The sequence below is a fragment of the Fusobacterium sp. IOR10 genome, from assembly GCF_010367435.1.
Lineage (GTDB): Bacteria > Fusobacteriota > Fusobacteriia > Fusobacteriales > Fusobacteriaceae > Fusobacterium_B.
The window spans coordinates 38,360-62,858 of sequence record NZ_WJWY01000004.1 but is presented as its reverse complement, the minus strand read 5'-3'; the positions used below and the strand labels follow the sequence as shown (position 1 = coordinate 62,858).

Below are 24,499 nucleotides of genomic sequence, written 5' to 3'. Positions count from 1 at the left end.
GTATATAAATGGGATTAGCAGAATTAAGAGCAGAATTAGCAAGAAAAACCGAGGAAATGAGAAAAAAAATAGAAGCAAGGGATGTTGAAGGTGCTAAAGGAATAAAAGTTGAAATCGAACAAGTAAAAAGCTTAATTTCTTTGTTGGAAGAACAAGAATTAAGAGAAAAGGAATTTCTAATAAATAAAAAAGTGGTTGCTCCAGAAACAGGTAAAAAAGAAATATCAGAAATGAGATCTATTACAAAATTAATGCTTAATAATCCTGAAAAATATCCAATTTCTGAAGAAGAAAGAGCAGTTGTGAAAACAGATGGGAATGCTGCTGTATTACCAAAACAATTTATCAAAGAATTAATAGAAATAAGAAAAGGATTTGGTTCTTTAAGAGGATATTGCGACATTATCCCAGTTACAAAGGATGAGGGGACAATGCCTGTAATTGATTTAGATCAAAATGAACTAAAAGAAATAGCAGAAGGAGATAACATAATAGAAGGAAGCTTAATTACTACAGATATACCTTTCAAATGTGCTAAACATGGTTTAATTCAAACTCTTTCATCTGAATTAGTTGAAGATGCTGAAATACAAATAGAAAATATGTGTAAAAAGAATTTTTCAGAATTATCGGCTAGATTAGACAATGAAAAGATACTAAAAATAATAAAAAATAATGCTGTGGCTGTTGTAGGAGCGGGATATGAAGATTTAAATAATGTAATGGATAAAGCTTTACCTGCATATAAAAACTCTTTAGTAACACTAACTAACTTAACAGGGTATGCATATTTAAAAAACTTAAAAGATAAACAAGATAGACCACTTAATTTAGTTACAGAAAAAGATGGAAAATACTACTATAATTCTAAAGAATTATTAACTGTAGATGACGCTTTACTTGCTCCAACATCTGGTAAAAATAAGATATTCTATTCTTTATCATTTAAAGAAGCCGTTAAAGTTGCTGAAAGATCTAAAATAACAGTAGCTAAGTCAGGAGAAGCTGGATTTACAACAGATACTATAAAATTAAGAGTCCTAGAAAGAGTTGGTTTTGTTAAAGGCATTACAAGAAGTATTAAAAAACTTGAATTCTAAAATAAGGCAGGTTTAACCTGCTTTATTCTTTAGATAATTGAGTTCGGAAGTCACGAAATGAAAAAGAGGTATTTTATGTATAAGAGAAATGAACAGGATCTTTCAAGCAGATTAAATAATAGAATAGAGGTTCGGAGAAAAGAAAAAATAAATACAAGCTTAGGGGTTTCATATCAAGAAGTATTCTATAAAAAAATATGGGCCAATATAATTCCTTTGACAAGCCTTATAAAAAATGGACAAGGGGAAACAGAATATTCTCAAAATAGGTTAAAAATAATAATTAGAAAAACAAAAGATATTCAAACTACAGATTTACTTATTATAGAAAGCCAGAAATATGAAATAGAAAGTATTATTCCTAATTTTAATTTAAAAGATAGATTGGAAATAAGAGCTAGTTTAAAGGTTGAGTGATATTATGATTGATGATTTTGAAAAAGTAAGACAAGAATTATTAAGTATAGCTAAAGAAATTGGTGGTGGAAAGAAAACTAAAAGTTTTTTAAAGAAAGCTGGTAAAGGATTAAAAGATGAAACAATTAAAATGGCTAACACCAGGGTAAAAAAATATACAGGGAATTATATAAAATCCATTAAAGCAGGTAAAGTATTTGAAACAACAGAGGGAGATTTAGCAGTTAGAACTTATAGTTATTCTCCACATGCCCATTTAATTGAATATGGACATAACATTGTGAATAAAGCAGGAGAAAAAGTAGACCATAAAGATGGATATAAAGTATTTTCAAAAGCATCAAAAAATTATGAAAAGAAATTCACCGAAGAAATAGATAAATTTTTAGATGAATTAATAGAAGAATAGAGAGGATCTAAAATGATTACTATAAAAAACATTCTGGAAAATATTCATGAAAAATTAACTATTGCTTTTCCAGGAATAGAAATACAATCTCAAGATATGAAAGAAGGATTTATAAGACCTAGTTTTAAATTTTATTCAAGTGATGTTAATGTGAAAAACGGAATGAAAAAATTTAGAGAAACAGAAGCAACTATAAACATAGTTTATTTTCCTAAACATCAAGAAATTAATCAAGAAGAATTGTTAGATACTTTAGAAAAATTAAATGAAATTTTTCAGGATAACAATATGTTAATTATTAAAGAAAAAATTTATATAGAAATAGAAGAAATTGATTCTTCAATAGTAGATAAAACTTTATATTTTGATTTTGATATTAATTTTGAAGAAGAAATACCAGTTGAAGAAAAAGAAAAAACACAAGAACTTGTGTTTAGAAGGGGGTAAATAATGGCAACACAAAATGGATTACCTGAATTAGAAATCATCTTCAAGGCATTAGGAGCTAGTGCAGTAAAAAGAGGTGATAGAGGAACAGCAGTATTAATAGTAGTTGATGATACTAGCAATGGGGCAGGTGTAGTAATGGATAAGATAATATCTATTGCAGATTTAACTACAAAAATGCAAGATCACTATACAGAAAGTAGCATCAGATATATAAAAGATGCTCTTTTAGGAACACCTAGAGAATTACTAGTTTTTAAAATGGCAACAGAGGGAGTATTAGCAGATACATTAAAATTAGTATCGGGAAGAATTCCAAGAAATTGTTGGGTGGCTATTGCTTCACAAAATAAAGATCATCAAAATGATTTGGTTTCTTGGGGAGCTTCTCAAGAAAAAAATAATTTCAAAAAATATAAAATACTTTCTTATAAAGCGATAGTTACGGACAATCAACATATTATTAATTTAACTAATGAAAAAGTTGTTTTTTCAGATAGCAGAGGGGAACAGAACGGCATAGAAGCGGTTTCATACTTGATGGGATATCTTGCAGGGCTACCTCTTACAATGTCGGCAATTGCTAAGGATTTGACTCTATTTTCATCAGTTTCTGAAATTGATGATTTAAACGAAGCAATTTCTAATGGTGAATTTATATTATTTAACGATGAGGGGAAAGTTAAGGTAGCAAGAGGAGTTAATTCTTTAAAAACTCTTGGAGAAGGTATTTCAAATGATATGTCGTTCATTAATACTATTGAAAAAATGGACTTAATATTTTGCGACATTTATAGTACTTGGAATAAATACTATAAAGGAAGATATTCTAATGATCTAGATAATCAAATGATATTTATATCGGCTGTTAATGGATATTTTAAACTTGTAGCAATAGATAAGATATTGGATCCTAAATTTGATAATCGGGCTGTAATTGATATTACAGCTCAAAGAATAGCTAATTATTCTAAATTTGGAGAAGAAGTTGTAAAAGAGTGGACTGATACAAAAGCTATGGAAATGACTGTAGGAACAAAAATATTTTTAACAACATTAATTAAAATACCAGGAATTATGGAATCAATTTTGTTTCCAATATTTACTGTTTAGGAATAGGAAGGTGAAAAAATGGCAAAAACAAAGAAAACAGATTTTTTTAATGGTAATAGTGGGAATGTTTGGGTTCGAGGGGAGCAAGTCGGACAAATTATTAAAGGATCTATTAGTAAGCAAATAGAATATGAAGATGTTCCTTTAAGTACTGGAGGAAATGCAAGAGTAGAAGTAGGACACAAATTTTCTATTGCTATAACTTATAAGAAAATTGGTAGTGAAAATGTTAAAGCTTTTTCTAGTAGTGATGATATTGATGTTATTCTAGCTAATAAAAATATGAGTGGAGAAAAACAAAAAAGATTTAAAGCTATTGGAGTAACTTTTGATGAAGAAACTTTAATTGATTTTGAAAAAAGAAAAGTTCAAGAAGTTGAATTAAAAGGTGAATGTGAAGATGTTCAAGAATTACAATAATTAATTTAAAGGGGATCATGTATCCCCTTTAACAAAAGGAGAAAGAAATGGAAATGAAAGATTTTTTAGTTAAAGTTAAAGAAAATGAAGCAAAAAAATTAAAGTTAATTCAAATTGATATTAAAAATTATGGATATCTAGAATTTATGAAACCTAAAACAGAAGACTTATTTAAATATTTGGAAATAGTAGCTAATAGCAATGAAATAATTGATGGTAAAGATATAGAAGAACCAAAAGATGGGAAAACAGAAGAGCCAAAAGATAAAAATAAAGAAAAAGAAGCACAAAAAATTGATATTAAAAATTTGTCTCATGTCATTAAGGCATCAAGCGAGCTTATGTATAATTGTTCAAGCTTTTTAAAATCAAAAGAACTTAGAAACATATATCCTGGAATTCATAATTTTGATATTCCAACTGAAATTTTTGGGTGGGATCAAGTTATAGATATAGCTTCACAAATTATGGAAAAGTTTGGTGGCAGTAAAGAAATAAGCAAAACTAAAAAAATATTAGATGATGAAATAAAAAACTAATTAGAGATGATGAAAAACCAGGTAAATTATATTGGGTAGCTCATTATCTGCAAAAAGGATTTACATTAGGATATCTTTTAAATCTTAAATTTGAAGAGAAATTATTTTTCAAAGAATCTCTAGAAGTAATTAAAGAAGAAGAAGTTAATTATGACTATAAAAAAATGAATGATCTTTTAACGGCTCTAGGAGGTGAAAGATGAGTAGTAAAGTAATCAATACAATACTAAAGTTACAAGATAGAATGTCCAAACCAATGGAAGCTGCAGCTGGTAAAATAAAAAAAGCTAAAGAACAAGTAACCTTAGCTAAGAAAGCAGTTGAAAAACTTCAAATAGTATCTGTTAAGCACCAAGAAACAATAAACAATGCAAAAATGAAAATTAGAGAATTACAAAAAACTTATGGAAAAAATTCTCTTGAAGTTAAAAAGGCAAGAATAGCATTAAAAAAATATAAGTTGGAATCGCAAGAAACTAATTTAAAACTAAAAACTTCAAAAGAAAAGTTGAATAAATTATCATTTGCTTTTAAAAAAAATTCACTTGCTGTAAAAGCAGCCAGAGAAAAAATAAAAAATATGGGAACAACAATAAATAATTCTATTACTAAAACTATAAAAAAAGCAGTTAAAACAATAGCAACATTGGCAACAGCTATAGGAACATTAGGAGTTGTAACAGGTTTTAAAGAAGCCTTTAATTTAGAAGGCTATAAATTACAACTTGAAACAGCAACTAAAAGTACAGAAAAAGCTGGAAAATTAATGGCTAATGCAATTAAATTTGCAAATAATACTCCATTTGAAACAGGAGAGGTAGTTGAAGCTACAGCAAAAATGGAAAGTCAGGGAATGTCCTCAATTAAATGGCTTGTTGACGTGGCTGATATGGCAGGGGCTACAAATAAATCAATAGATCAAGCAACTGAAGCAATGGTAGATGCAACAATGGGACAATTTGAAAGACTAACACAGTTTGGAATAAAAAAAGAAATGATAATGGCTAAAGCAGCTAAAGAGTGTGGAGAAGGTATTGTTTTTAATAAAAAAGGCCAAGTTTTAGATAGAGCTAAATTAGAAGATGTTTTACAAAAACTTTTAAGAGAAAAATTTGAGGGTGGGGCTGCTAAACAAGCTTCATCTGTAAAAGGTTTATGGTCAACTATTATGGGAGTAACTAAATTCTCACTAGCTAAAATTATTGGAATGCAAATAGATGGGACAGCTAGACAAGGAAGTTTATATGATAAGTTAAGAATCCAATTAAAAAAAGTTGTGGAAGTCTTAAATAAATGGCTTGAAGATGGAACTATTGACAAAATAGCGACTCAAGTTACTAATGCAGTTAATAGTATGATTAGCAGTATAAAAGGTGTTGTGGACTGGGTTATCAAATATCAGGATGAAATAACCTTTCTGTTAGCAGAAGTTGGAACTATCTATACAATTGTTAAAGCATATAAAGCATGGAAGGCTACTGTAATAGCTCTAAAAGAAGCTCAGCTAATGTTAAACCTAGCTATGGAAGCAAATCCATTTGGACTTATAGTTTTAGGTATTACTTTGGCAATTCCTTTAGTAATTGCTCTATATAAAAAATTTGAATGGTTTAGAAACCTAATTAATGGAATTTGGAAAATTATAAAAATGGCTGTAAAAGGAACTTGTGAAATACTGAAAGCTTTATTCAATCCATTTAAAGCAATTGGAAAAATTATAGATAAAATAAAAGGAATTGGGAATACAGAAATAAAAGTATCAGAAAAAAAATCTATTATAACCAAAGATGAAAGCAATAAAATACAAAAAGAAATTTCTGATAAAAATAATATTGTAAAGACTAAACATATTGAAGAAAAAGAAGTTACAAAGCTAAAAAAAATAAAAATGCAAGATAAAGTTATTCCTTCTATCTCTAATTCAAAAAATCAAGTTTCTAATTCATCAAAAAATATTAACATAACTATTAATATGAATGGAGATTTTTACGGTTGGGAAGACTTTAAGGAAAAAGTATCAAAAGCAGTTGTGGAAGCATTTGAAAGTAATGCTCCAAACGTAGTGGGGGTGAAATAGGAAATGGAAATATGGTTGTCAACAAATAATTCAAGGGATATTTTACGGATCCCTTATATCCCACCTGATATAAATATCTCAGACGGATTAGACAAAATAAGTTTTGAGAATATAAAAGGTCAAGTGTTAGATATTACAGGCAATAGTTCAAAAAGAAAAGTTACTATCAATAGTTTTTTTCCTTCAAAATATTATAGTTTTTTACCTGGAAATGTATTTTTATCTCCGCTTTGTTTAGAGTTTTTCAAAAGAAATAGATATAAAGTTTTAAGAATAGTTATAACGGGATTAACCGTTGTACAAATTAATATGGAATGCAAAATTGATACTTTTAAATTTTTTTCAAAAAGAAATAAGGATGTCGGATATTCATTAGTAATGACTGAATACTTTAATCCTAAAAAAATGAGGTAGTAGATATGGATATAATTTTGATTCAAGATGAAAAACAAATTAATATTACTAATTTTTGTGGAAATGTTACTTTAGGAACTTCAATTGATAGTTTAGGAGCTAATTTTAAATTTGATGTTGCAAGAAATATAACTGATAAAAATTTTGATATTGTTGAAACTATTACACCAGGGGATTTAATAAATTTTGAAAATATATTCTTTGGAATTATAGTTAAAAAAGAAACTGAAAATCATGGAATAAAGATAAGTTGTTTAGATTTTTATTTTTATCTAAATAAAAACAAAATAATAATTCAGTTTAAAAATTTTCCTGCTTCAGAGTGCATAAAACAGTTACTAAAAAAAGTAGGATTAGAAACTAATGATTGGGCAGCTTTAAATACTTCTATAACAAAAATATATAAAGATAAAACCTTAGCTTATATTATAAATGATATTTTAGTTAAAGTTGAACAAGAATTATCTGAAAAGTATTTTTTAGAATTAGAAGGTCAAAAGTTTAATTTAATAAAATATAAAAAAATTAAAGTAAAACCTTTATATAATGAATTTCTTAATTATTCTAAAGAAGAAAATATTGTAGAACTAAGAAATTCAGTTATAGTCACATCTAATAATGAAGATAATATTGAAACAATTGCAAAATTAGAAAATAAAAATTCACAAAAAAAATATGGTAAATTGCAAGAAATTATTCAAATAGATCCTGCTGACGTTTCAAAAGCTAGGAATATAGCATCAAATACTTTAAAAAAATTAAATAAAATTCATGGAGAAGTATCTATATCAGTATTCGGAAGTCACGAAATCAGAAGTGGGAGAATTATAGAAATGGATAATGAAGAATTTCTAATAAAATCATGTACTCATAAATATTTAAAAAATCAAGATATAGCAGATTTAAAATTGGAGAAAATATGAAAGACAATCAAATAAAAATGACAAAAATATTCAAGGAACGAGAAAATATAAGTCAAGATTTTCCAATAGTTGGGAAAGTAATTTCTCCACCACCAGGGCTAAGAATAACTATTTCAGGTGGGATAATAACATTAGAACCTAATCAACTTTATATAAATTATAGATTAATGAATGATTATACTCGAGCTTATAAATTAAGCGGATCCTTAGATAAAATTGATATAAATACAACTACTAGCAACCAAATTGCAGCTAATCATGCTCATAAGCATTCTAAGATAAGCGGTTCAGGAACTTATGAAGCCAGTGGAACGTTTATTAATACTGATACACTAAAAAATGGTGATTTAGTAAAATTATCACCAACATATGGTCAAAAATATTTTATTGATTATAAAATAGTGAAATTAGGAGGTGAAGAATGAGTATTCTACCGAATATAAAAGTTGGAAAAATTCAAGAAGAAAAAAATATCGATATTAACAAGAAATATAAAGATATCCTTTGGGATGTTAAAGAAAATAAAATTGTAATTAAAGACGGAAAGAATATTATTACTAATAAAGTTCAACAGGTCAAGCAATGGTTACTTATTTTAATTAAAACTGAAACAGAAAAATATAATGTTTACAAAGGAACAGAATTTGGAATGACAAATTTATATAATTTGATAGGGCATCAATTTATAACTTCACCTTTTATTATTTCTGAATTAAAAAGAGAATTAATAGAGAAATGCTCTCTTAATGAAAATATAGAATCAGTAGAAAATATAGATATAACTAATAATTTTAATGAATTAAAAATAAATATGACTGTAAAAATAGATAATGAAGAAGTAGAAAGTGAGGTGATCTTTTAGTGGAATATAAAGCTCAAACAACTGAAGAAGTCCATGAAGAAATGCTAAGTACAATATCAGGTGATTATTTAAAAATACCAGGAACTTTTACCTATGATTTAACTAAATCGCAAGCAATAGAAGATGCTAAATTGCAAGAAAAAATAAAAGAAGTTTATAACAAATTAGATATTTATAACTTGGATGGTTCAGAATTATCAAAATATACTTTTCAAAGAAGAGGAGTCAAAAGAAAAAAAGCAGTAAATGCTTTAGGAACTTTAACAATTACAGGAACAGCAGCTATAAAAATAGGAGATATTTTTGAAACTGAAAATGGAGCTAGATTTGAAAGTATTGAAAACAAGGAAATAATAAATGCTGGAGAAATAAATATAAAATCAGTTACTCCAGGAACTATTGAAAATGTAGGAGCTAATTCAATAACTTTAATCCCTATTTCAATACCTGGTATAACTTCTATTACAAATACTAAACAAACTCATGATGGATATGATGAAGAAACAGATGATTCTTTAAGGGAAAGATATCTTATTGAAGTCCAGAAACCAGCTACTTCAGGAAATATATATCATTATTTGCAGTGGGCAAGAGAAGTTGAAGGGGTTGGAGATGCAAGAGTTTTCCCTCTTTGGAATGGGAATAATACTGTAAAAGTATTAATAATAGATGATAATAAAGTTCCAGGAACTGAAGAATTAAAAAGTAAAGTTCAAAATTATATAGATCCTAATATTGAGGGTGCCGGGGCAGGGCAAGCTCCAATAGGTGCCTATTGTACTGTAGAAAATGCAATAGCTAAAGAAGTTAATATAACTTTAAGTTTAATATTAGAAAACACTGATATTTCACAAATTAAACCACAAATAGAAAAAACTATTAAAAATTATTTAAAATCAATTGCTTTTCAAAAAGATTATGTTTCTTATGCTTTACTTTCAAGTTTTATTTTATCTGTTCCAGGAGTTTCTGATTGGGAAGTTTTTAAAATAAATGGAGAAATGGGGAATATTTCAATTCTAGAAAATGAAGTTGCAGTTTTGGGAAGTGTGGTTATTAATGAATAATTACAATACTTTAAAAAATAATATACATAAAATGTTTAGAAAAGATGAATATATAAAAGAAATTTTTTTAAGTGCAGGAAATAAATTAGATATTTTAAATGAAAAAGTGGATCAATTAGATAGAGAAAGAAATTTTGATACAATGTCATTATTTGGAATAGCTACAATGGAAAATGAATTAGCATATAAAACTCAAGCTATTAATATTGAAGACAAAAGAGAAGAAATATCAGGTAGATGGAAAATAGCAGGTAAATGTGATTTAGATTTACTTCAAAAAATAGCTAATTCATGGAGAAATGGAAATGTTACAGTATGTTTTACAGATGCAGTGATAAATATTATATTTGTCTCAATAGTTGGGATTCCTTATAATCTTGAAACTTTAAAATTTGCAATTGAAGAAGCTAAGCCAGCACATTTACCTATTAAATTTAGAATAATCTATAGAACATGGGGAATGTTGAAAGAATCAAAAAAAACATGGGAACATTGTTATAAATTTACATGGAAAGAATTAAAAGAAAAGGAGGGTGTTTAATGGGAGTACTTACAAAATATTATGGATTTTTAAAGGCTGGATGGAAGGAATATGTTGATGTTGAAAAAAATATTAACAATAACTTTGATTCAATAGATAATTTGTTACATACTCAATCAGATAAAATAGATGAAAAAGAACCTAAAATTGATAAGAAATCAGGCTTTAATCTAGAAATAACAGATAGAAATGATTTAGATGATTCTAATACAGCAATATCAGCAAAAGCTTTAAAAGAAGTAAATGACGAGGTTGTAAAGAAAGCAAATTCAACTACATTAGGAAGAGTTAAAATAGGTAAAAATTTAGTAATTAAAAGTGATGGAACTTTAGAAGGAAAAAATCCTTATTCTTTAATAAAAGCAACAACTTCTGTTATTGGTGGAATTAAAATAGGTAAAAACTTAGTAATTAAAAGTGATGGAACTTTATAAGGGAAGGATTCTATCCCACCAATAGGAAGTTGTATTTTATTAGATGTTCCTACTAATCCAGCTCAATTATATCTTAATACAACTTGGAAAAAGATAGAAGGAAAATACATCAAAACGGCAACTGGTAGTACATCTAGCCAAACTGGTGGAAGTAATACTAAAACTTTATCTGTTTCTAATATGCCAAAACATAAGCATACAGCTAGTCAGTCAGCTCACACACATAGCAAAGGAACTATGGATATAAAGGGTCGATTGACAGGTGTAGAAGCCATTAATGGAAGTGGGATTAGCGGTAATGGTGCATTTAGTGTAAGCAAAAGTAATAGAAACGGAAATGGTGGAGGTCCAGATTATGGATATACTGTTAATTTTAAAGCATCTAATAGTTGGTCTGGAGTAACTACTTCAGCCCGACCTAGCATTTCTATTGGTTATTCAGGTAGTGGAACACCATTTAACATAGAGCCAAGTTACATTACTTTACATTTATGGAGAAGATTAAGTTAAAATTAAAAGGAGATTACATTATGAAAATAAAAATACATGTATTGGATAAAGAAATAGCTAAACAAGGATATGCTTGCGTAAATGCAAGTTACAATATAGAAGAAACTGAAAGAAATAGTTTTATAGAAAAATTAAAAAAAGAAAACCCTTCAAAAATTATTTTTGAAGGAGATATTCCTAATTTTCTAACATATGATGAGAATTCTAATATGATAAGAGAAGCAACAGAAGAAGAAAAATTAAAAAGAGGAGATAGAGAACTAGCTACAAATGAAATATTAATAGAAGGTAAAATAGTGTCTTATGATATTTATTCACAAAAAATAGAAAATGAAAAAATAGTTAACAAAACAAGGCAAGATTTTATAAATGAAAAAAGTATAACTATAGAAAGTGAAATAGAAAAATCTAGGAATGATAGAAAAATAATATTTAATGCAATGGATAAATATGATAAATCTGTACTAAGAGGAGATGTAGCTGAAAAAGAAAAAGAAAAAATAGAAAGAGATGATTTTAGAAAAAAATGGTTAGATATCCCAGAAATCTATAAAACATTAGATATTAGTATAGAAAATTTATATCCAAATATTCCAGAAAAAATCAGATATTTCATTAACTAGTGAATACAAGAGCATTGCTTTTAAAAGCTTTATAGCGCTAAATTAAAGACTATAACAAATAATTTTTTAAACTAAAAAGAGGTGGAATGATGAGTTATAGATTTTCAAGAAGAAGTAAGAGAAATATGAGAGGATTGCATCCAGATGTGATTTTATTTTTAAATGAATTAATAAAAATATCAAGATATGATTTTATAGTCACATGTGGAACAAGAACAGCAAAATATCAAAATAAACTTTATCAAAAAGGAAGAACTCTTCCTGGGAAAAAAGTTACAAATTGTGACGGCTACAGATTCAAGTCAAAACATCAAATAAAAAAAGATGGATATGGATATGCAGCTGATATTGTAATATTAATTAATAGGAGAATAAATTGGGATATTCATTTATCCAAAGAATTAGTAGATAAGCAAGTCAGAGCTTTAATGAAGAAACGTAATATAGAGTGGGGTGGAGATTGGAAAAGCTTTAAAGATTACCCACACTTTCAAAAAAGAAGTTAAAGGAGGAAGAGATGATCCCATTAATAGATAACATTTTAAATATGGCAAATAAATTTATTCCTGATAAAAATGCAAAACTAGAATTTGAAAAAGAAATGAAAAAGTTAGAAATAGAAAGTTTAAAAGGAAAAGGAGATTATATAGAGAAAATCAATAAGACAATCCCATTTGTACTTCCTTGTTTCTTGTTAGCTTTACTGTTCATGTTTTTTTTAGTTTTTTTAAGTGATTTTTTCTTTAGTGTTCTAGGAAAAGAAGCACCAATTATACCTATTGATGATCGTTTAATTGAATTTTGCAAGTGGTTCGTGGCTTTCCTTTTCAGTAAGAAAACAATTTCAAAATTTTCTAAAAAATAAGGGGGATCTATGAACTTACAGTATATAAAATTTGGATTTACAATTTTTATAAGTATACTATCTTCTTTAATAGGCTATCACAAATATATAATGCAAGAAGTTAATAAGAAAGCTACAAAAAAAGAATTAAGTGAAATATCTTGTGAATTAGAAAAGAAAGTAGATAAAATTCTTTATGAAAAAGAAATAGAGTTTTTAAAGAATCAGAGAAGAGATGATAATAATATTTTATTTAATAAAATGAATTCAATAGAATCTCAACTGAAGGATCTAAATCAAAATATTTTAGAAATATTTAAGCATGATAAATACTAAAAAGAGTTAGGATTAATTTCCTAACTCTTTTTAATATTGACTTTTATATAAATTATGTTATATAATTTAAGAAAATAAAAACTATTAACATTTAATGATGTGAAATATAAAGGAAATATGTATTGATGATATTGATAATTTAAGTGAGATATTTGTATAAAAAAAAATTAAATTACCCTAAATTATCTTTATCATTTCCGTTAGGATTAGAAACAGGTGTTTTTATTCCATCAATTAATCTCACATGATAATCTGGATAATTCTCTTGTTCAATTTTCTTAACAAATTGTGCTCTTGTCATAATTGTTCCAGTAGTTAAATCTTTAAATGTTTTATTTCTTCCAGTAGATGTTTCTTCTATTACGTTTATTTTTTTCATAATTATCACCTCATCAAAAATACAAATATCTCAAATTGAATTATACTCCTTTTGATAAATAAAAACAATTACAAAATAAAGAATAATCAAAAAAATCTAGGAAATAGTATAAGGCGATAATATTGAAGTAGAATGCTAAAAATAATTTAATAAAAAAAATTAAAATTATATGATATAATCTAAATATTAAAAAACAAATGTTTGCAAACAAAGGGGAAATGGCAGTACCTATATATTGATGCTGGGCAGCCAACAATAATATTAGAATGTTTTTAAAGAGTATAATATATTAAAATATTTTTGCGAGTTGCTTCATTAATATGTAGAGGTTCAATGTTGGAAATGCCAACATTTTTCCAACATTGAAAATGATTTAATAAACAATGTTGAAATACAGGAAAATATGATATAATTCAAAATGTCTTATAGTTAGATGATTTTAAATGATTTATGGATATATTAAAATATATAAAAATCATTTAATTAGAATGAACGGATAAACAACTCCAATAGAATATATTTTCACAGGTCTTAATGAAGTGAAACCTAAAATGATAGAAGAAGCTACTAAAAATGCAAGATTAGTTGCAGAACAATTTGCAAAGGATTCTGATAGTTCAGTTGGTAAAATAAAATCAGCAACTCAAGGACAATTTTCTATATATGGAAGAGATTCAGGAAATCCTCAAATAAAAAGAGTTAGAGTTGTAAGTACAGTAAAATATTATTTAGTTGATTAAATTTTAAAAGGGAGATACAAAAATATGAGAAAAATAAAAAAATTAATAATTTCAATTATTTTATTTTCTGTTTTCAGTGGTTGTACATCTCTTACAACTTATGTTGGAGAAAAAAGAATAGAAAGTGCTTTGAAATTATATAATTTAAATGGAGTAACTTCTTCTGGAATAGAAAAATTAGCAAGTGGATTAAAATATATACCTGATTCTCAAATTGGAATAGAAAATTTTAATAAACAAGCAGTTGAAATATCTAGAGAAAAAGATAATATTTTAAAGAAAAAGTTCTATTCAGTTTATGATATGGAAAGATTAAAAACCTATATTACATTAAATGAAGAAGCTTCTAAACTAAAATACAAAATAAAGAGCATTCAATTTAATTCTAAAGATTATATAAGTTCTAGAGCTAAGATAAATAAAGTATTTATAGATTATGTTGTTAATGATAGTAAAAATTTAATAAATTTACCTAGAAAAATAAAAATTGAAAAAATAAATTATTATAAAGGGCTAAATAGTTTTATAAATAACAATAGAGTTTATAATATAATTTCTTCACTGGAATTTCAAGTTACAAAACAAGTTTACTTAACCAGTTCTTTTAGGCATTATAACCATATGAATCAAATTATAAATGAATCTTTAATTGATTTTACATCTAGAAATAAAAACAGAGAAATAGAAAAATATGTATATTTAAATGGATATAGGGGTATTATCCCTATAAATACAAATAATTATGTTGTGGATATGATTTTTTCAGAATGTAGGACATATTCTAAAGATACTACAGTTGAGAAAAAAATAGATAAGGAAATAATAACAGAGCATAAAAAGTTGGTAATTAAAGGAACATATAAATTGTTTGATAATAATGGGGGAAGTTTTATAAAATCAAAATATTTTGAAATTTATAAAGATTATGATGTGGTTATGGAGAAATATAAAAACAAAAGAATTTATAAAAATGAAGAAAAGGAAATAATGAAAATACTGAGAAATGAATTTAATAAAATTATTATAAGAGATTTAAAAGAGTTAATATAAAAAGCAAAAATTCCTTCAAAATAATGAAGGAATTTTTATTTTTTATTTATTGAAAACAGGTTTAAATTTATCAAATATTTCTTTAACTGAAAGAACATCATTTATTTTCCAAGCATCTCTTCCAGCGAAAAACAATCCATTTTCCATATCTCCTTTATGAGCATCAATTAATCGATTATTAACACAGAATTTTCTATTACAATGTTTTAAACAATTGTCACAAGATGTTGGGGCAGGTGTTGTATCGTTTAAAACCTTTTTAGCAAAGGGGCTAATAATAGCATTTGCAGGGAAGCCAACAGAACTCATTACTTTAACAACGTCTCCCTCTTTACAATTAAGATACATTTGTTTAAAATCATCACAAACATCACATTCATAAGAAGCAACAAAACGACTTCCCATTTGAACTCCAACAGTTCCAAGGGCAAGCATTCTTTCAGCATCCTCAGGGGTAATAACTCCACCAGCTCCAAATACAGGTATTTTTACAGTTTTAGTTATTTCTTCCATAATATCCCAAGAATCTTTATCAGTTCCTAAATGTCCACCAGCATTACCACCTTCAACAACAATAGCATCGGCCCCTAATTTTTCAGAGATTTTAGCAAGTTTTAAAGAAGAAACTATAGGAAATAATTTAGTTTCACTTCCTTTAACCATTGAAAATATATCCCTTGAAAAACCAGCTCCACAGATTATAACATCTATTTTTTCTTTAATACAAGCTTGTGCAAGTTCTGCAAAATTTGAAGCAGCGAACATAATGTTCACCCCTAAAGCTCCTGTTTTATTTGTAATTAATCTTCTTGCTTCTTTGATTTCGTCAGTTAATTCTTTTATTGAAAGGGCAGTACCAGCTATAACACCAATTCCACCTTCATTTGCCACAGCAGCAGCAAGTTTTGCCATGGAACACTTAATTGCCATTCCTCCCTGAATTATAGGGACACTTATTTTTAAACCATTTATATTTATCAAATCATTACCTCCATATTATAAAATTACACCTGTATTATATCATTGTTAGGAGTTTTTTTAAAGATATAAGTTTAAAAAAAAACAAAAAGTACAAAAAAACATAAAAATAATGCATTTAAATTTTTCAATTTAAATGCATTATAATGTTTTTAGATTACTTATTTATTTTTTGAAATCATCTAATCTTTTGTAAAGCATAGTTGCAGCCCCTTTTAAAAGCCTTTCTTTTATTTCTTTATCTGTTGGTTCGAAAAATCCAGTGGCAATTAAAGTTGCAAGGCCATGGGCATAAGTCCAACAATCTAGAAGTAAATCATCTTTAAAGTCAGAAGGAAGTTCGCTAAATCTAGGATCCTTATTGATTTCATTTTTTGTAGTATCTCTAAACTGTCTAATTAAATCATCAAAGGATTGTTCCCTTAAAAAAATAGATGAAAATAGAGATTTGTTTTCTCTAGCAAAGGCACATATTCCCATTCCAATATTAAGAAAGATTAAATGAGAAAAAGGTTTCTTTAGATATTCTAAAAATCTGTTTCTAGCATGTTCAATAAGCTCAACTTTTAAATCTGTTATAGAGTCATAGTGAGCATAAATAGGTGCAGGGGATGCTTTTAAAGCTTTCCCTAAATTTCTAGCTGTTATAGCATTTAAACCTTCCTTTTCAAAAATTTCAAATGCTTTATTAAAAATTTGTTCTTTGTTAAAAATTGCTTTTTTAGGCATAAAATTGCTCCTTTGTTTATTAGTTTATTGAATTTAATATTTATATTATAATTTTTTAGAGAATGATACCCCAATTGAGGAAATATTTTTTTCATATACTAAAGGATTAGCAAGACTACCATATTTGTCATTGGAATTACTATCGTAAAAATAATGACTAATGGCTAGGATAATTTCAACATCTTCACTAGGAAGATATTTTATTCCCCCTCCAACTAATATTGAATTTAATGCAAATTCAACATCTGAATAGCTTTCTGACTTAGCACCAGTTTGAGCATAGTTAATTCCTGAAAGAATAGCTATTTTATCGTTGATCCAGTATTCAGTTCCTAAAGAAATTTCCCAACCATTTTTATATTCATAAGAATGATCTGGAACATCTCTATCAATATTTGCAGATTCATTAAAATAATAATTACCACCATAAAAAATTGTGAATTTTTCACTTATCTTTTGTGAAGCACCAACAGCTAATATACCTGGTAAATCTCTTCTATAGCTTGCTCCATCAGCATACTGAGGGAAAAAAGCATCAAAACCTAGATTCAAATGTACATCTTTGTTATTAGTTGCTTTGGTTTTAAATGTCATTTTTATAGGAGTGTCATATCTTACTCCAATATTCCAAGTTTCATTAAGGGCATAGTTAAGACCAAATTGTCCTCCAATTCCCCAAGCAGTTCTTTCTGAATCAATAGATGTAGCCAATGGTATACTATCATTTAATGTTGCTTTTAAATCAGCACTTAATTTTCTGTAACCATATACAACTTTACCTGCAGTGGACAGGGATAGTTTGCTATTAACATTCCATGCAGTACCTAAAGTAGCTTGGGCGTAAACATTTTCTCCAGTTGCTGAGTTGACCCCAGCTTTAACAGACATTCCTTTATAACCAGTATCTTCTAAAACTTTAACTCCAGAGACTCCATCTTTATATTCTAACTTTCCCCCACCAGCTTGAGGACCAAAAGTAAAGAAATAAGCTTTATCCTCTTGTATTTTATATATTGCAAAATTAGGGATGGGAGCTAGCAAATCAGCATCATAAGTGTTGCTAGATTTGTCTCCAGTTTTTTTATCATACTTCATAGTTTCTTTTCCAAATGCAATTTGGAGTCCCCCAGTAAAATACGTGCCTTCTCCTAGCCTCATTATACCTGCAGGATTGAAGTAGACCGTGGCTGATTTATTTATAGCTCCTTGTTGAGCGGGATTTGCATTGTATTCAGGTGTGTAATTTTGTACATGATCAATTGAAGATCCCAAAATAGTTGTAGATAATAGTGAACAAACAATCCCTAATTTTTTTAAATTCAAATTAATAACCTCCTAAAATTAAAATAACACGTGTAATAATAACACATGTTATATTATCATATGTTATTTTAAATTACAAGTGTTTTTTAACCAAAAGGTTATAATAAGTATTCTTTATATACAAACATATTAAAATTAATTTCTTTTATTTTTGTTAAATTATCTAGATTAATATTTGGGAAAAAAGTATCTCCGTAATATGTTTTTTTTATGTGAGAAATGCAAAGTTTATCAGCAAGATTTTTAGTTATAGTTTCCTTATAAATTTCAGCTCCACCAATAATAAAAATTTCTTTATTTGATTTTTTTCCAAAGGAAATTGAAGCCTCTAAGGAATTAAATATTATCACATCACAATGATTTTTTAATGTATTACTAATTACAATATTAATTCTATTTGGAAGGGGTTTGCCAATACTTTCAAAGGTTTTTCGTCCCATTATAACAATATTATTTTCTGTTAATTTTTTAAATAACTTTAAGTCTTCTGGAATATTCCATGGAAGTTTACCCTTTGAACCAATTAAAAAATTGTTGTCCATAGCAACAATAATATTTACCATAAGTTCTATTCTCCAAAGTTAAAATTAGTTTGTCTTAGAGCTTCATATAAAATAATAGCTGCTGAATTTGAAAGATTTAAAGAACGTCCCATTGGAATCATAGGAATAGTTATACATCTTTCTGGATTCTTTTTTAATATTTCTTCTGGTATACCTCTAGATTCAGGTCCAAAAATAATGAAATCATTTTCATTATATTTAACATCAGAATAATTTTGGTGAGATTTAGTAGTTGCATAAAATAGATTTCCATCTGGATTAGCTTCTAAGAATTCTTCCCAGTTATTCCATTCTACTATTTTAACCAAATGCCAATAGTCAAGTCCTGCTCTTCTTACTTGTTTTTCATCTAAAGAAAATCCAAGGGGTTTGATAAGATGTAAAGTCGAATTTGTTAGCACACAAGAACGACCAATATTACCTGTATTATAAGGTATTTCTGGTTCATATAAAACTATATTCATTTTTTCCTCCTAAAGTATATAAAATAATTATTTTTTAATTTTAGTATAATAATAATTCTATCATATTATTTATATAAATTCTAATAATAATACTTTATTTTTTTCTTAAAAAATGATAGGTTATAGGTGTATAATAATAAAAATATTTTAGGAGGAATTTGATTATGATGAATATAAAGACGTTTTTAACTGGAGGATTTCAAACTAATACTTATTTAGTTTGGGATGAAAATAAAATTGCTTATATTTTTGATTGTGAAGGGGAAAGAACAGGAGCTTTAGAAGAATTTATTAAAACCAATGAATTAGACATTAAATATATTGTATTAACTCATGGACATTCAGATCATATTTGTGGGTTAAACTTATTAAAAAAACTTTATCCAAAGGCAAAAGTATTTATAGGACAAGAGGACAGCAAATGTTTAGGAGACGCCACATTAAATCATTCTAATTATATTTTTGGAATAGATTTTGAATATAAAGAAGATTTTATTGAAGTTGAAGAGGATGATATAATTGGAGAATTTAAAGTTATAGATACTCCAGGTCACACAAGAGGTTCTAAAAGTTTCTTCTGTGAGAGAGCTAAAATACTAATATCAGGTGATACAATGTTTAGAAGAAGTTTTGGAAGATATGATTTTCCAGACAGTAGTGGAGAAATGCTATTTAATAGTTTAAGAAAACTTTGCAAACTACCAAAGGATACAATTGTTTATAGTGGTCATACTGAACCAACAACTATAGGTGAAGAAAAAATATATTTAAAAACAATTGGAATAGTAAAATAAATTTGTACAGGGAGAGAATAATGGAAAAAAAATATGATTTAGTTGTGATAGGTGGTGGACCTGCAGGATTAACTTCAGCAATTTATGCAAGCAGATCTAATTTATCAGTTTTAGTTATAGAAAAAAAAGATATAGGAAGTCTTCAAATGGCTCATCAAATTGATAATTATCCTGGTTTTCCAAATGGGATAACAGGTAAAGAATTAAAGACTCAAATGAGGGATCAAGCTAAGAGATTTGGAACTGAATTTTTAGATGCAACATTCTTAGGGATAGATATTTATGATGATCCAAAGGTAGTTAAAACAGATAAAATTAATATAAAAACTAAAGCTATAGTTGTAGCAACAGGGTGGAGTAAAAATAGTGAAAAGAAACTAAAGGGAGAATCAGAATTTTTAGGAAAAGGAGTATCTTACTGTGCCACTTGTGATGGAGCCTTTACAAGAAATAAAATAGTTTCTTTATTTGGACAAGGGGAAGAAATAGCAGAGGAAGCTTTATTCTTAACTAAATATTCAGAGAAAATATATATATTTGTAAATGGAGAAAAATTAAACTGTAATGAAGAACTTTTTAAAACTTTAAATGAAAATGAAAAAGTTGAAATAATTTTAAATTCTCAAGTTATTCAGTTAAAAGGAAATGGAGTTTTAGAAACAGCTGAGGTTAATGTAAATGGAGAAAAAAAAGAATACTCAATTCAATATGCTTTTCTTTACTTAGGAACTAAAAATTCAAATGAACTTTTAGGAGAATTTGCTACACTTGATGAGGATGGATTGATTATTACAGATAATACAATGAAAACAAATGTTGAAGGGATTTATGCAGCAGGGGATGTTGTTAGTAAAAAAGCAAGACAGGTAACAACAGCTGTTGGTGATGGAACAGTTGCTGGAATGGAAGCTATAAAATATTTATTAACTAGAAATAAATAGTTATACTCATGAGAGGGAGGACAGTATTGTGAAAAAAGTTGGAATAATATTCTTTTTTTTAATAACTTATTCTTTGAGCTTAATAGGGAGTAATATAAAAAAAGAGTATAAGGTTGCAATTGATCCTAAAATGCCTCCTTTTCAATTTATTGAAAATGGTGAGTATAAGGGTCTTAATATAGATTTATTAAATATTATAGGTGAAAGAAATAATATAAAATTTAAATATATATCTATGGGGAAAGAACGTTCTATAAAAGAATTAGATAAGGGAAATATAGATTTAATATTAGGAATTAGATTTAAAGAGCAGTTGGGAAATAAAATGAAATTTTCAGATAATATTCTTCAATCAACTACTTGCATGGTAACTTTGAAAAAAAATAGTACTAGAATAAAAAATAATTTTGGAGACGAAGCATTTGTAGTTGCTGTTGAAAAAGATTCATCTGAATATGAGTATTTAAAAAATTTAAAGAAAATTAATTTTAATGTGACTTTAGATCAAGAGTCTCTATTTCAATTATTAAAAATGAATAGAGCAGATTTTAGTATAGGTGTGAAAGAAGTTGCAGAATATTTATTAGTTTCTGATAACGAAGAAGAAAATTATGAACTTATAAATAGTTATACAGCCCCAATAAATTACTATATAGGGGTTTCTTTATTAGAAGACAATATGCTTAAACTAATAAATAAGGAACTAAAAAGTATTAAAATCAACGGAGAATATGAAAGACTTTATAATAAATGGACTAAAAATTTTGAAAAAGAAAAATTAAAGAAAATAACTAGAATGATGACAAGAATTACATTATTTGCATGTTTTTTAATTATAATATTTTTAATTTCTTTCTTTTGGAATTTTCAATTGAAAAATAAAGTTAAAGATAAAACTTCTGAATTATTAGAGTCAAATAAAAAATTAGAAGATAAAATTATAGAAATAAGAAATACCACAGAATTGAATAGTATAATTTGTGAAAATAGTCCAAGAGCTATTATTATTTTAAACAGAAAAGGGGAAGTTAATTTTTTAAATAATAATACCTTGGAAATGTTTAAACTATCCTTTGATTATATAGGAAAGAACATAGAGAGCATACCTATTATAAAAGAAATGGTAACAAATGATAGATTAGATAAAATAATAAATAATGTGGAAAATCATTTTACAAATGATTTATTAAAGATTATTGATGGGGAAGAGTATTATTTTAGATACATGATTTATCAGTTATTGGATTACAAAAAAAATGTTATAGGGGTTTTTCTAACAATTGAGGATGCCACAAAGGAAAAACTTTTAAAAGAAAGGGCAGCTGAAAAGGAAAAAGAAGCTGCAATATCAAGTATGATAGCAGGGATAGCTCATGAAATAAGAAATCCTCTAACATCTATAAAAACATATATTGAAATACTTCCTTATAAGCAAGACAATGAAACTTTTAAGAAGGAACTTGTTGAAATAGTGCCAAAGGAAGTGGATAGGGTAAGTAAACTAATAGAAAATTTAATTGATTACTCTAAACCGAGATCTATAAATATAGAAAAAATAAATATATTTAATTTAGTGGAGTCTTGTGTTTTACTTGTTAAACCTACAATTTTTAAATCTAATATTAAATTAGAAACTAACATTGGAGATAATTTAATAATTAAAGGAGACAAAAATCAATTGAAACAAGTTATAATAAATATACTTTTAAATGCTATAGATGCTATAAATGATAAGAAAAGTAAAGTTGAAGTTGAAGAAGTTTATAACATAAATATAAAGGCTTATAGAGAGAGAGATAAAGTTTGTTTAAGCTTTTTTGATAATGGTGTTGGTTTAAAAGAAAAGGAATTAAAAAATATTTTTCATATTTTTTATACAACAAAAATTAATGGGACAGGTATAGGATTAGCTGTTTCTAAACAATTAGTTGAAAAAAATAATGGAGAAATATTTGTTGAAAGTGAAGAGGGAAAATTCACAAAATTTATTATAAAATTTGAGGAGGTTTAAGTGAAAAAAATACTTATTATTGATGATGAAAAATATATTTGCTCCTCTTTAACCTATGCTTTAGAAGATAAATATGAAATTAAAGCAACAATGGATCCAAGTGAAGGAATAGAAATTATAAAAAATTCTAAAATAGATTTAGTTCTTTTGGATTTGAAAATAGGAGAGGTTGACGGTTTAAAGTTATTAGATGAAATAAAGAAAATTGATGAAAAAATAGTTGTAATAATAATGACTGCCTATGGTTCTATTATGTCTTCAGTTGATGCTATGAAAAAGGGAGCTTATACTTATTTAACAAAGCCATTAAATTTAGAAGAACTATATATAACAGTGGAACAAGCTCTAAATTATAGAGAATTAAATGAAAAGGTAGAGTATTTAAGTGAAGAATTAAAAAATAGATATGAATATAAGGGAATAATAGGAAAAAGCAAAGCTATGAGAGAAATATTTTCCCTTATAGAAAGATTAAAGGATATAGATACAGGGGTTTTAATTTCAGGGGAAAGTGGAACTGGAAAAGAATTAGTTGCTAGGGCTATTCATTTTTCTGGAAAGAGAAAAAATAAAAATTTTGTAGAAGTTAATTGTGCTGCTATTCCTGAAGGACTTTTAGAAGAGGAATTCTTCGGACATAAAAAAGGAACTTTTACAAATGCCATTGCAGATAAAGTTGGAAAATTCCAGTATGCAGATGGAGGAACTATTTTTTTAGATGAGATAGGAGATATGAGTTTAACCTTACAATCTAAATTGTTAAGAGTACTTCAGGATAAAAAATTTATTCCTTTAGGCTCTAATGAAGTTGTTAGTACAGATGTAAGAATAATATCAGCTACAAATAAAGATTTGAAAAAAATGGTAAAAGATGGAATGTTTAGAAGGGATTTGTATTTTAGATTAAATATTTTAGAAATTAAAATACCACCATTAAGGGAGAGAAAGGATGATCTACCTCTTTTATTTGAACATTTTATAAAGGTATATAATAAAGAGATGGATAAAAATATTTCAGGATTAACAACTCAAGCTAAGAAATTTTTACTAGATTATACCTATCCTGGAAATGTAAGAGAGTTATCTAATATAATAGAAAGAGGAGTTATATTAACAAGTACAGATAAAATTGACTATGATTCACTTCCTTATAATGTGTTAGAAGGAATAAAAAAAAATGTATATGAGAATAAATTTACTTCTGATGATGTAAATGAGTTGGATAATTTACTTGGTTTAACTTTAAAGGATGCAGAAAGAATTTTAATAAAAAAATGTCTAAATAAAAATAATGGACATAAAAAAAATACAGCAGAAATGCTAGGCATTAGCGAAAGGGGCCTTCGTAATAAAATAAAAGAATACGAGTTATAAGGGAACTTTTTTCCCTTTCACAGAAATACGGCAATTTTTTCCGGTTGGAAGGGAAAAAATTGCCGTATTAAGTTATT

At 26.9% G+C, this 24,499-nt stretch carries 32 protein-coding genes; 26 read left to right on the top strand and 6 right to left on the bottom strand.

Going from position 1 to position 24,499, the window contains the following annotated elements:
• Positions 1-8 precede the first annotated feature (8 nt).
• The 20 genes from GIL12_RS01705 (at position 9) to GIL12_RS01610 (ending at position 13,076) form a co-directional block, all read left to right on the top strand.
• Complete coding sequence (locus GIL12_RS01705) at positions 9-1,100, top strand: phage major capsid protein (protein ID WP_163468480.1); 1,092 nt, start codon at positions 9-11, stop codon at positions 1,098-1,100.
• 75 nt (positions 1,101-1,175) lie between these two features.
• Complete coding sequence (locus GIL12_RS01700; protein WP_163468478.1) at positions 1,176-1,517, top strand: head-tail adaptor protein; 342 nt, start codon at positions 1,176-1,178, stop codon at positions 1,515-1,517.
• A gap of 4 nt (positions 1,518-1,521) precedes the next feature.
• Positions 1,522-1,926 (top strand): HK97 gp10 family phage protein, encoded by a 405-nt coding sequence (locus GIL12_RS01695; protein ID WP_163468476.1) that lies wholly within the window; start codon positions 1,522-1,524, stop codon positions 1,924-1,926.
• A gap of 12 nt (positions 1,927-1,938) precedes the next feature.
• Positions 1,939-2,373: a DUF6838 family protein gene (locus GIL12_RS01690; RefSeq protein WP_163468474.1), complete on the top strand. Its 435-nt coding sequence runs from the start codon at positions 1,939-1,941 to the stop codon at positions 2,371-2,373.
• 3 nt (positions 2,374-2,376) lie between these two features.
• Positions 2,377-3,486 (top strand): phage tail sheath C-terminal domain-containing protein, encoded by a 1,110-nt coding sequence (locus GIL12_RS01685; RefSeq protein WP_163468472.1) that lies wholly within the window; start codon positions 2,377-2,379, stop codon positions 3,484-3,486.
• An 18-nt stretch (positions 3,487-3,504) separates the two neighbouring features.
• A complete protein-coding gene (locus GIL12_RS01680) occupies positions 3,505-3,906 on the top strand; it encodes a phage tail tube protein (RefSeq protein WP_163468470.1) in 402 nt (133 codons plus the stop codon).
• 47 nt (positions 3,907-3,953) lie between these two features.
• A complete protein-coding gene (locus GIL12_RS01675) occupies positions 3,954-4,445 on the top strand; it encodes a hypothetical protein (protein WP_163468468.1) in 492 nt (163 codons plus the stop codon).
• A gap of 199 nt (positions 4,446-4,644) precedes the next feature.
• Entirely contained in the window at positions 4,645-6,522 is a 1,878-nt protein-coding gene (locus GIL12_RS01670; protein WP_163468465.1) for a hypothetical protein, read from the top strand.
• Between the two features lie 3 nt (positions 6,523-6,525).
• Positions 6,526-6,936: a hypothetical protein gene (locus GIL12_RS01665; RefSeq protein WP_163468464.1), complete on the top strand. Its 411-nt coding sequence runs from the start codon at positions 6,526-6,528 to the stop codon at positions 6,934-6,936.
• Positions 6,937-6,941: 5 nt separating this feature from the next.
• Positions 6,942-7,859, top strand: a complete 918-nt coding sequence (locus GIL12_RS01660) for a hypothetical protein (RefSeq protein WP_163468462.1) — start codon at positions 6,942-6,944, stop codon at positions 7,857-7,859.
• A complete protein-coding gene (locus tag GIL12_RS01655) occupies positions 7,856-8,284 on the top strand; it encodes a DUF2577 family protein (protein ID WP_163468460.1) in 429 nt (142 codons plus the stop codon). Before GIL12_RS01660 ends, GIL12_RS01655 begins: the two co-directional genes overlap by 4 nt.
• Complete coding sequence (locus GIL12_RS01650; protein WP_163468458.1) at positions 8,281-8,721, top strand: DUF2634 domain-containing protein; 441 nt, start codon at positions 8,281-8,283, stop codon at positions 8,719-8,721. The genes GIL12_RS01655 and GIL12_RS01650 overlap by 4 nt, the downstream gene beginning before the upstream one ends.
• Complete coding sequence (locus GIL12_RS01645) at positions 8,721-9,788, top strand: baseplate J/gp47 family protein (RefSeq protein ID WP_239056030.1); 1,068 nt, start codon at positions 8,721-8,723, stop codon at positions 9,786-9,788. The genes GIL12_RS01650 and GIL12_RS01645 overlap by 1 nt, the downstream gene beginning before the upstream one ends.
• Positions 9,781-10,329: a DUF2313 domain-containing protein gene (locus GIL12_RS01640; protein ID WP_163468456.1), complete on the top strand. Its 549-nt coding sequence runs from the start codon at positions 9,781-9,783 to the stop codon at positions 10,327-10,329. Before GIL12_RS01645 ends, GIL12_RS01640 begins: the two co-directional genes overlap by 8 nt.
• The gene (locus GIL12_RS01635) at positions 10,329-10,763 is read left to right on the top strand and encodes a hypothetical protein (protein WP_163468454.1); all 435 of its coding nucleotides are present in this window, start codon (positions 10,329-10,331) and stop codon (positions 10,761-10,763) included. The genes GIL12_RS01640 and GIL12_RS01635 overlap by 1 nt, the downstream gene beginning before the upstream one ends.
• Positions 10,764-10,943: 180 nt before the next feature.
• Positions 10,944-11,273 (top strand): hypothetical protein, encoded by a 330-nt coding sequence (locus GIL12_RS01630; protein ID WP_163468452.1) that lies wholly within the window; start codon positions 10,944-10,946, stop codon positions 11,271-11,273.
• Positions 11,274-11,293: 20 nt separating this feature from the next.
• A complete protein-coding gene (locus GIL12_RS01625; protein ID WP_163468451.1) occupies positions 11,294-11,896 on the top strand; it encodes a hypothetical protein in 603 nt (200 codons plus the stop codon).
• Between the two features lie 86 nt (positions 11,897-11,982).
• Positions 11,983-12,402 carry a M15 family metallopeptidase gene (locus tag GIL12_RS01620; RefSeq protein WP_239056029.1) on the top strand — a complete coding sequence of 140 codons (420 nt, stop codon included), beginning with the start codon at positions 11,983-11,985 and terminating at the stop codon, positions 12,400-12,402.
• Between the two features lie 11 nt (positions 12,403-12,413).
• Complete coding sequence (locus GIL12_RS01615) at positions 12,414-12,761, top strand: hypothetical protein (RefSeq protein ID WP_163468448.1); 348 nt, start codon at positions 12,414-12,416, stop codon at positions 12,759-12,761.
• 9 nt (positions 12,762-12,770) lie between these two features.
• Positions 12,771-13,076: a hypothetical protein gene (locus tag GIL12_RS01610; protein ID WP_163468446.1), complete on the top strand. Its 306-nt coding sequence runs from the start codon at positions 12,771-12,773 to the stop codon at positions 13,074-13,076.
• Between the two features lie 172 nt (positions 13,077-13,248).
• On the opposite strand, the gene GIL12_RS01605 is transcribed toward GIL12_RS01610, so the two are convergent.
• Positions 13,249-13,455: a hypothetical protein gene (locus GIL12_RS01605; RefSeq protein WP_203522473.1), complete on the bottom strand. Its 207-nt coding sequence runs from the start codon at positions 13,453-13,455 to the stop codon at positions 13,249-13,251.
• A 551-nt stretch (positions 13,456-14,006) separates the two neighbouring features.
• Here GIL12_RS01605 and GIL12_RS01600 point away from each other — a divergent pair.
• Positions 14,007-14,195, top strand: coding sequence for a hypothetical protein (locus GIL12_RS01600; protein WP_203522471.1), 189 nt, complete (start codon positions 14,007-14,009; stop codon positions 14,193-14,195).
• Between the two features lie 24 nt (positions 14,196-14,219).
• On the top strand, positions 14,220-15,245 hold the full coding sequence (locus tag GIL12_RS01595) for a hypothetical protein (RefSeq protein WP_163468444.1): 1,026 nt from the start codon (positions 14,220-14,222) through the stop codon (positions 15,243-15,245).
• 42 nt (positions 15,246-15,287) lie between these two features.
• Here the strand turns inward: GIL12_RS01595 and GIL12_RS01590 are convergent, their stop codons facing one another.
• From GIL12_RS01590 to trmL, 5 genes are all read right to left on the bottom strand, one after another.
• Entirely contained in the window at positions 15,288-16,226 is a 939-nt protein-coding gene (locus GIL12_RS01590) for a nitronate monooxygenase family protein (protein ID WP_163468442.1), read from the bottom strand.
• Positions 16,227-16,388: 162 nt separating this feature from the next.
• Entirely contained in the window at positions 16,389-16,952 is a 564-nt protein-coding gene (locus tag GIL12_RS01585) for a TetR/AcrR family transcriptional regulator (RefSeq protein WP_163468440.1), read from the bottom strand.
• Between the two features lie 45 nt (positions 16,953-16,997).
• The gene (locus GIL12_RS01580) at positions 16,998-18,275 is read right to left on the bottom strand and encodes an OmpP1/FadL family transporter (RefSeq protein WP_163468438.1); all 1,278 of its coding nucleotides are present in this window, start codon (positions 18,273-18,275) and stop codon (positions 16,998-17,000) included.
• A 98-nt stretch (positions 18,276-18,373) separates the two neighbouring features.
• Positions 18,374-18,838, bottom strand: a complete 465-nt coding sequence (locus GIL12_RS01575; RefSeq protein ID WP_163468436.1) for a dihydrofolate reductase — start codon at positions 18,836-18,838, stop codon at positions 18,374-18,376.
• 5 nt (positions 18,839-18,843) lie between these two features.
• Positions 18,844-19,302, bottom strand: a complete 459-nt coding sequence (gene trmL / locus GIL12_RS01570) for a tRNA (uridine(34)/cytosine(34)/5-carboxymethylaminomethyluridine(34)-2'-O)-methyltransferase TrmL (RefSeq protein ID WP_163468434.1) — start codon at positions 19,300-19,302, stop codon at positions 18,844-18,846.
• 167 nt (positions 19,303-19,469) lie between these two features.
• On the opposite strand from trmL, the gene GIL12_RS01565 reads away from it, so the two are divergent.
• Genes GIL12_RS01565 through GIL12_RS01550 form a run of 4 tightly spaced genes read left to right on the top strand, consistent with a single transcriptional unit; the run spans position 19,470 to position 24,422 of the window.
• On the top strand, positions 19,470-20,096 hold the full coding sequence (locus tag GIL12_RS01565; RefSeq protein WP_203522481.1) for an MBL fold metallo-hydrolase: 627 nt from the start codon (positions 19,470-19,472) through the stop codon (positions 20,094-20,096).
• A gap of 20 nt (positions 20,097-20,116) precedes the next feature.
• The gene (locus GIL12_RS01560; RefSeq protein WP_203522469.1) at positions 20,117-21,037 is read left to right on the top strand and encodes an NAD(P)/FAD-dependent oxidoreductase; all 921 of its coding nucleotides are present in this window, start codon (positions 20,117-20,119) and stop codon (positions 21,035-21,037) included.
• Positions 21,038-21,065: 28 nt separating this feature from the next.
• Positions 21,066-23,048: a transporter substrate-binding domain-containing protein gene (locus GIL12_RS01555; RefSeq protein ID WP_163468431.1), complete on the top strand. Its 1,983-nt coding sequence runs from the start codon at positions 21,066-21,068 to the stop codon at positions 23,046-23,048.
• Positions 23,049-24,422, top strand: coding sequence for a sigma-54 dependent transcriptional regulator (locus GIL12_RS01550; protein ID WP_163468429.1), 1,374 nt, complete (start codon positions 23,049-23,051; stop codon positions 24,420-24,422).
• The last annotated feature ends 77 nt before the right edge of the window (positions 24,423-24,499 follow it).

What these genes read in the sequence shown, in the direction of transcription:
- GIL12_RS01705 (WP_163468480.1), top strand. Translation starts at nt 9, where the DNA reads ATGGGATTAGCAGAATTAAGAGCAGAATTAGCAAGAAAAACCGAGGAA.
- GIL12_RS01700 (WP_163468478.1), top strand. Translation starts at nt 1,176, where the DNA reads ATGTATAAGAGAAATGAACAGGATCTTTCAAGCAGATTAAATAATAGA.
- GIL12_RS01695 (WP_163468476.1), top strand. Translation starts at nt 1,522, where the DNA reads ATGATTGATGATTTTGAAAAAGTAAGACAAGAATTATTAAGTATAGCT.
- GIL12_RS01690 (WP_163468474.1), top strand. Translation starts at nt 1,939, where the DNA reads ATGATTACTATAAAAAACATTCTGGAAAATATTCATGAAAAATTAACT.
- GIL12_RS01685 (WP_163468472.1), top strand. Translation starts at nt 2,377, where the DNA reads ATGGCAACACAAAATGGATTACCTGAATTAGAAATCATCTTCAAGGCA.
- GIL12_RS01680 (WP_163468470.1), top strand. Translation starts at nt 3,505, where the DNA reads ATGGCAAAAACAAAGAAAACAGATTTTTTTAATGGTAATAGTGGGAAT.
- GIL12_RS01675 (WP_163468468.1), top strand. Translation starts at nt 3,954, where the DNA reads ATGGAAATGAAAGATTTTTTAGTTAAAGTTAAAGAAAATGAAGCAAAA.
- GIL12_RS01670 (WP_163468465.1), top strand. Translation starts at nt 4,645, where the DNA reads ATGAGTAGTAAAGTAATCAATACAATACTAAAGTTACAAGATAGAATG.
- GIL12_RS01665 (WP_163468464.1), top strand. Translation starts at nt 6,526, where the DNA reads ATGGAAATATGGTTGTCAACAAATAATTCAAGGGATATTTTACGGATC.
- GIL12_RS01660 (WP_163468462.1), top strand. Translation starts at nt 6,942, where the DNA reads ATGGATATAATTTTGATTCAAGATGAAAAACAAATTAATATTACTAAT.
- GIL12_RS01655 (WP_163468460.1), top strand. Translation starts at nt 7,856, where the DNA reads ATGAAAGACAATCAAATAAAAATGACAAAAATATTCAAGGAACGAGAA.
- GIL12_RS01650 (WP_163468458.1), top strand. Translation starts at nt 8,281, where the DNA reads ATGAGTATTCTACCGAATATAAAAGTTGGAAAAATTCAAGAAGAAAAA.
- GIL12_RS01640 (WP_163468456.1), top strand. Translation starts at nt 9,781, where the DNA reads ATGAATAATTACAATACTTTAAAAAATAATATACATAAAATGTTTAGA.
- GIL12_RS01635 (WP_163468454.1), top strand. Translation starts at nt 10,329, where the DNA reads ATGGGAGTACTTACAAAATATTATGGATTTTTAAAGGCTGGATGGAAG.
- GIL12_RS01630 (WP_163468452.1), top strand. Translation starts at nt 10,944, where the DNA reads ATGCCAAAACATAAGCATACAGCTAGTCAGTCAGCTCACACACATAGC.
- GIL12_RS01625 (WP_163468451.1), top strand. Translation starts at nt 11,294, where the DNA reads ATGAAAATAAAAATACATGTATTGGATAAAGAAATAGCTAAACAAGGA.
- GIL12_RS01620 (WP_239056029.1), top strand. Translation starts at nt 11,983, where the DNA reads ATGATGAGTTATAGATTTTCAAGAAGAAGTAAGAGAAATATGAGAGGA.
- GIL12_RS01615 (WP_163468448.1), top strand. Translation starts at nt 12,414, where the DNA reads ATGATCCCATTAATAGATAACATTTTAAATATGGCAAATAAATTTATT.
- GIL12_RS01610 (WP_163468446.1), top strand. Translation starts at nt 12,771, where the DNA reads ATGAACTTACAGTATATAAAATTTGGATTTACAATTTTTATAAGTATA.
- GIL12_RS01605 (WP_203522473.1), bottom strand. Translation starts at nt 13,455, where the DNA reads ATGAAAAAAATAAACGTAATAGAAGAAACATCTACTGGAAGAAATAAA.
- GIL12_RS01600 (WP_203522471.1), top strand. Translation starts at nt 14,007, where the DNA reads ATGATAGAAGAAGCTACTAAAAATGCAAGATTAGTTGCAGAACAATTT.
- GIL12_RS01595 (WP_163468444.1), top strand. Translation starts at nt 14,220, where the DNA reads ATGAGAAAAATAAAAAAATTAATAATTTCAATTATTTTATTTTCTGTT.
- GIL12_RS01585 (WP_163468440.1), bottom strand. Translation starts at nt 16,952, where the DNA reads ATGCCTAAAAAAGCAATTTTTAACAAAGAACAAATTTTTAATAAAGCA.
- GIL12_RS01575 (WP_163468436.1), bottom strand. Translation starts at nt 18,838, where the DNA reads ATGGTAAATATTATTGTTGCTATGGACAACAATTTTTTAATTGGTTCA.
- trmL (WP_163468434.1), bottom strand. Translation starts at nt 19,302, where the DNA reads ATGAATATAGTTTTATATGAACCAGAAATACCTTATAATACAGGTAAT.
- GIL12_RS01565 (WP_203522481.1), top strand. Translation starts at nt 19,470, where the DNA reads ATGAATATAAAGACGTTTTTAACTGGAGGATTTCAAACTAATACTTAT.
- GIL12_RS01560 (WP_203522469.1), top strand. Translation starts at nt 20,117, where the DNA reads ATGGAAAAAAAATATGATTTAGTTGTGATAGGTGGTGGACCTGCAGGA.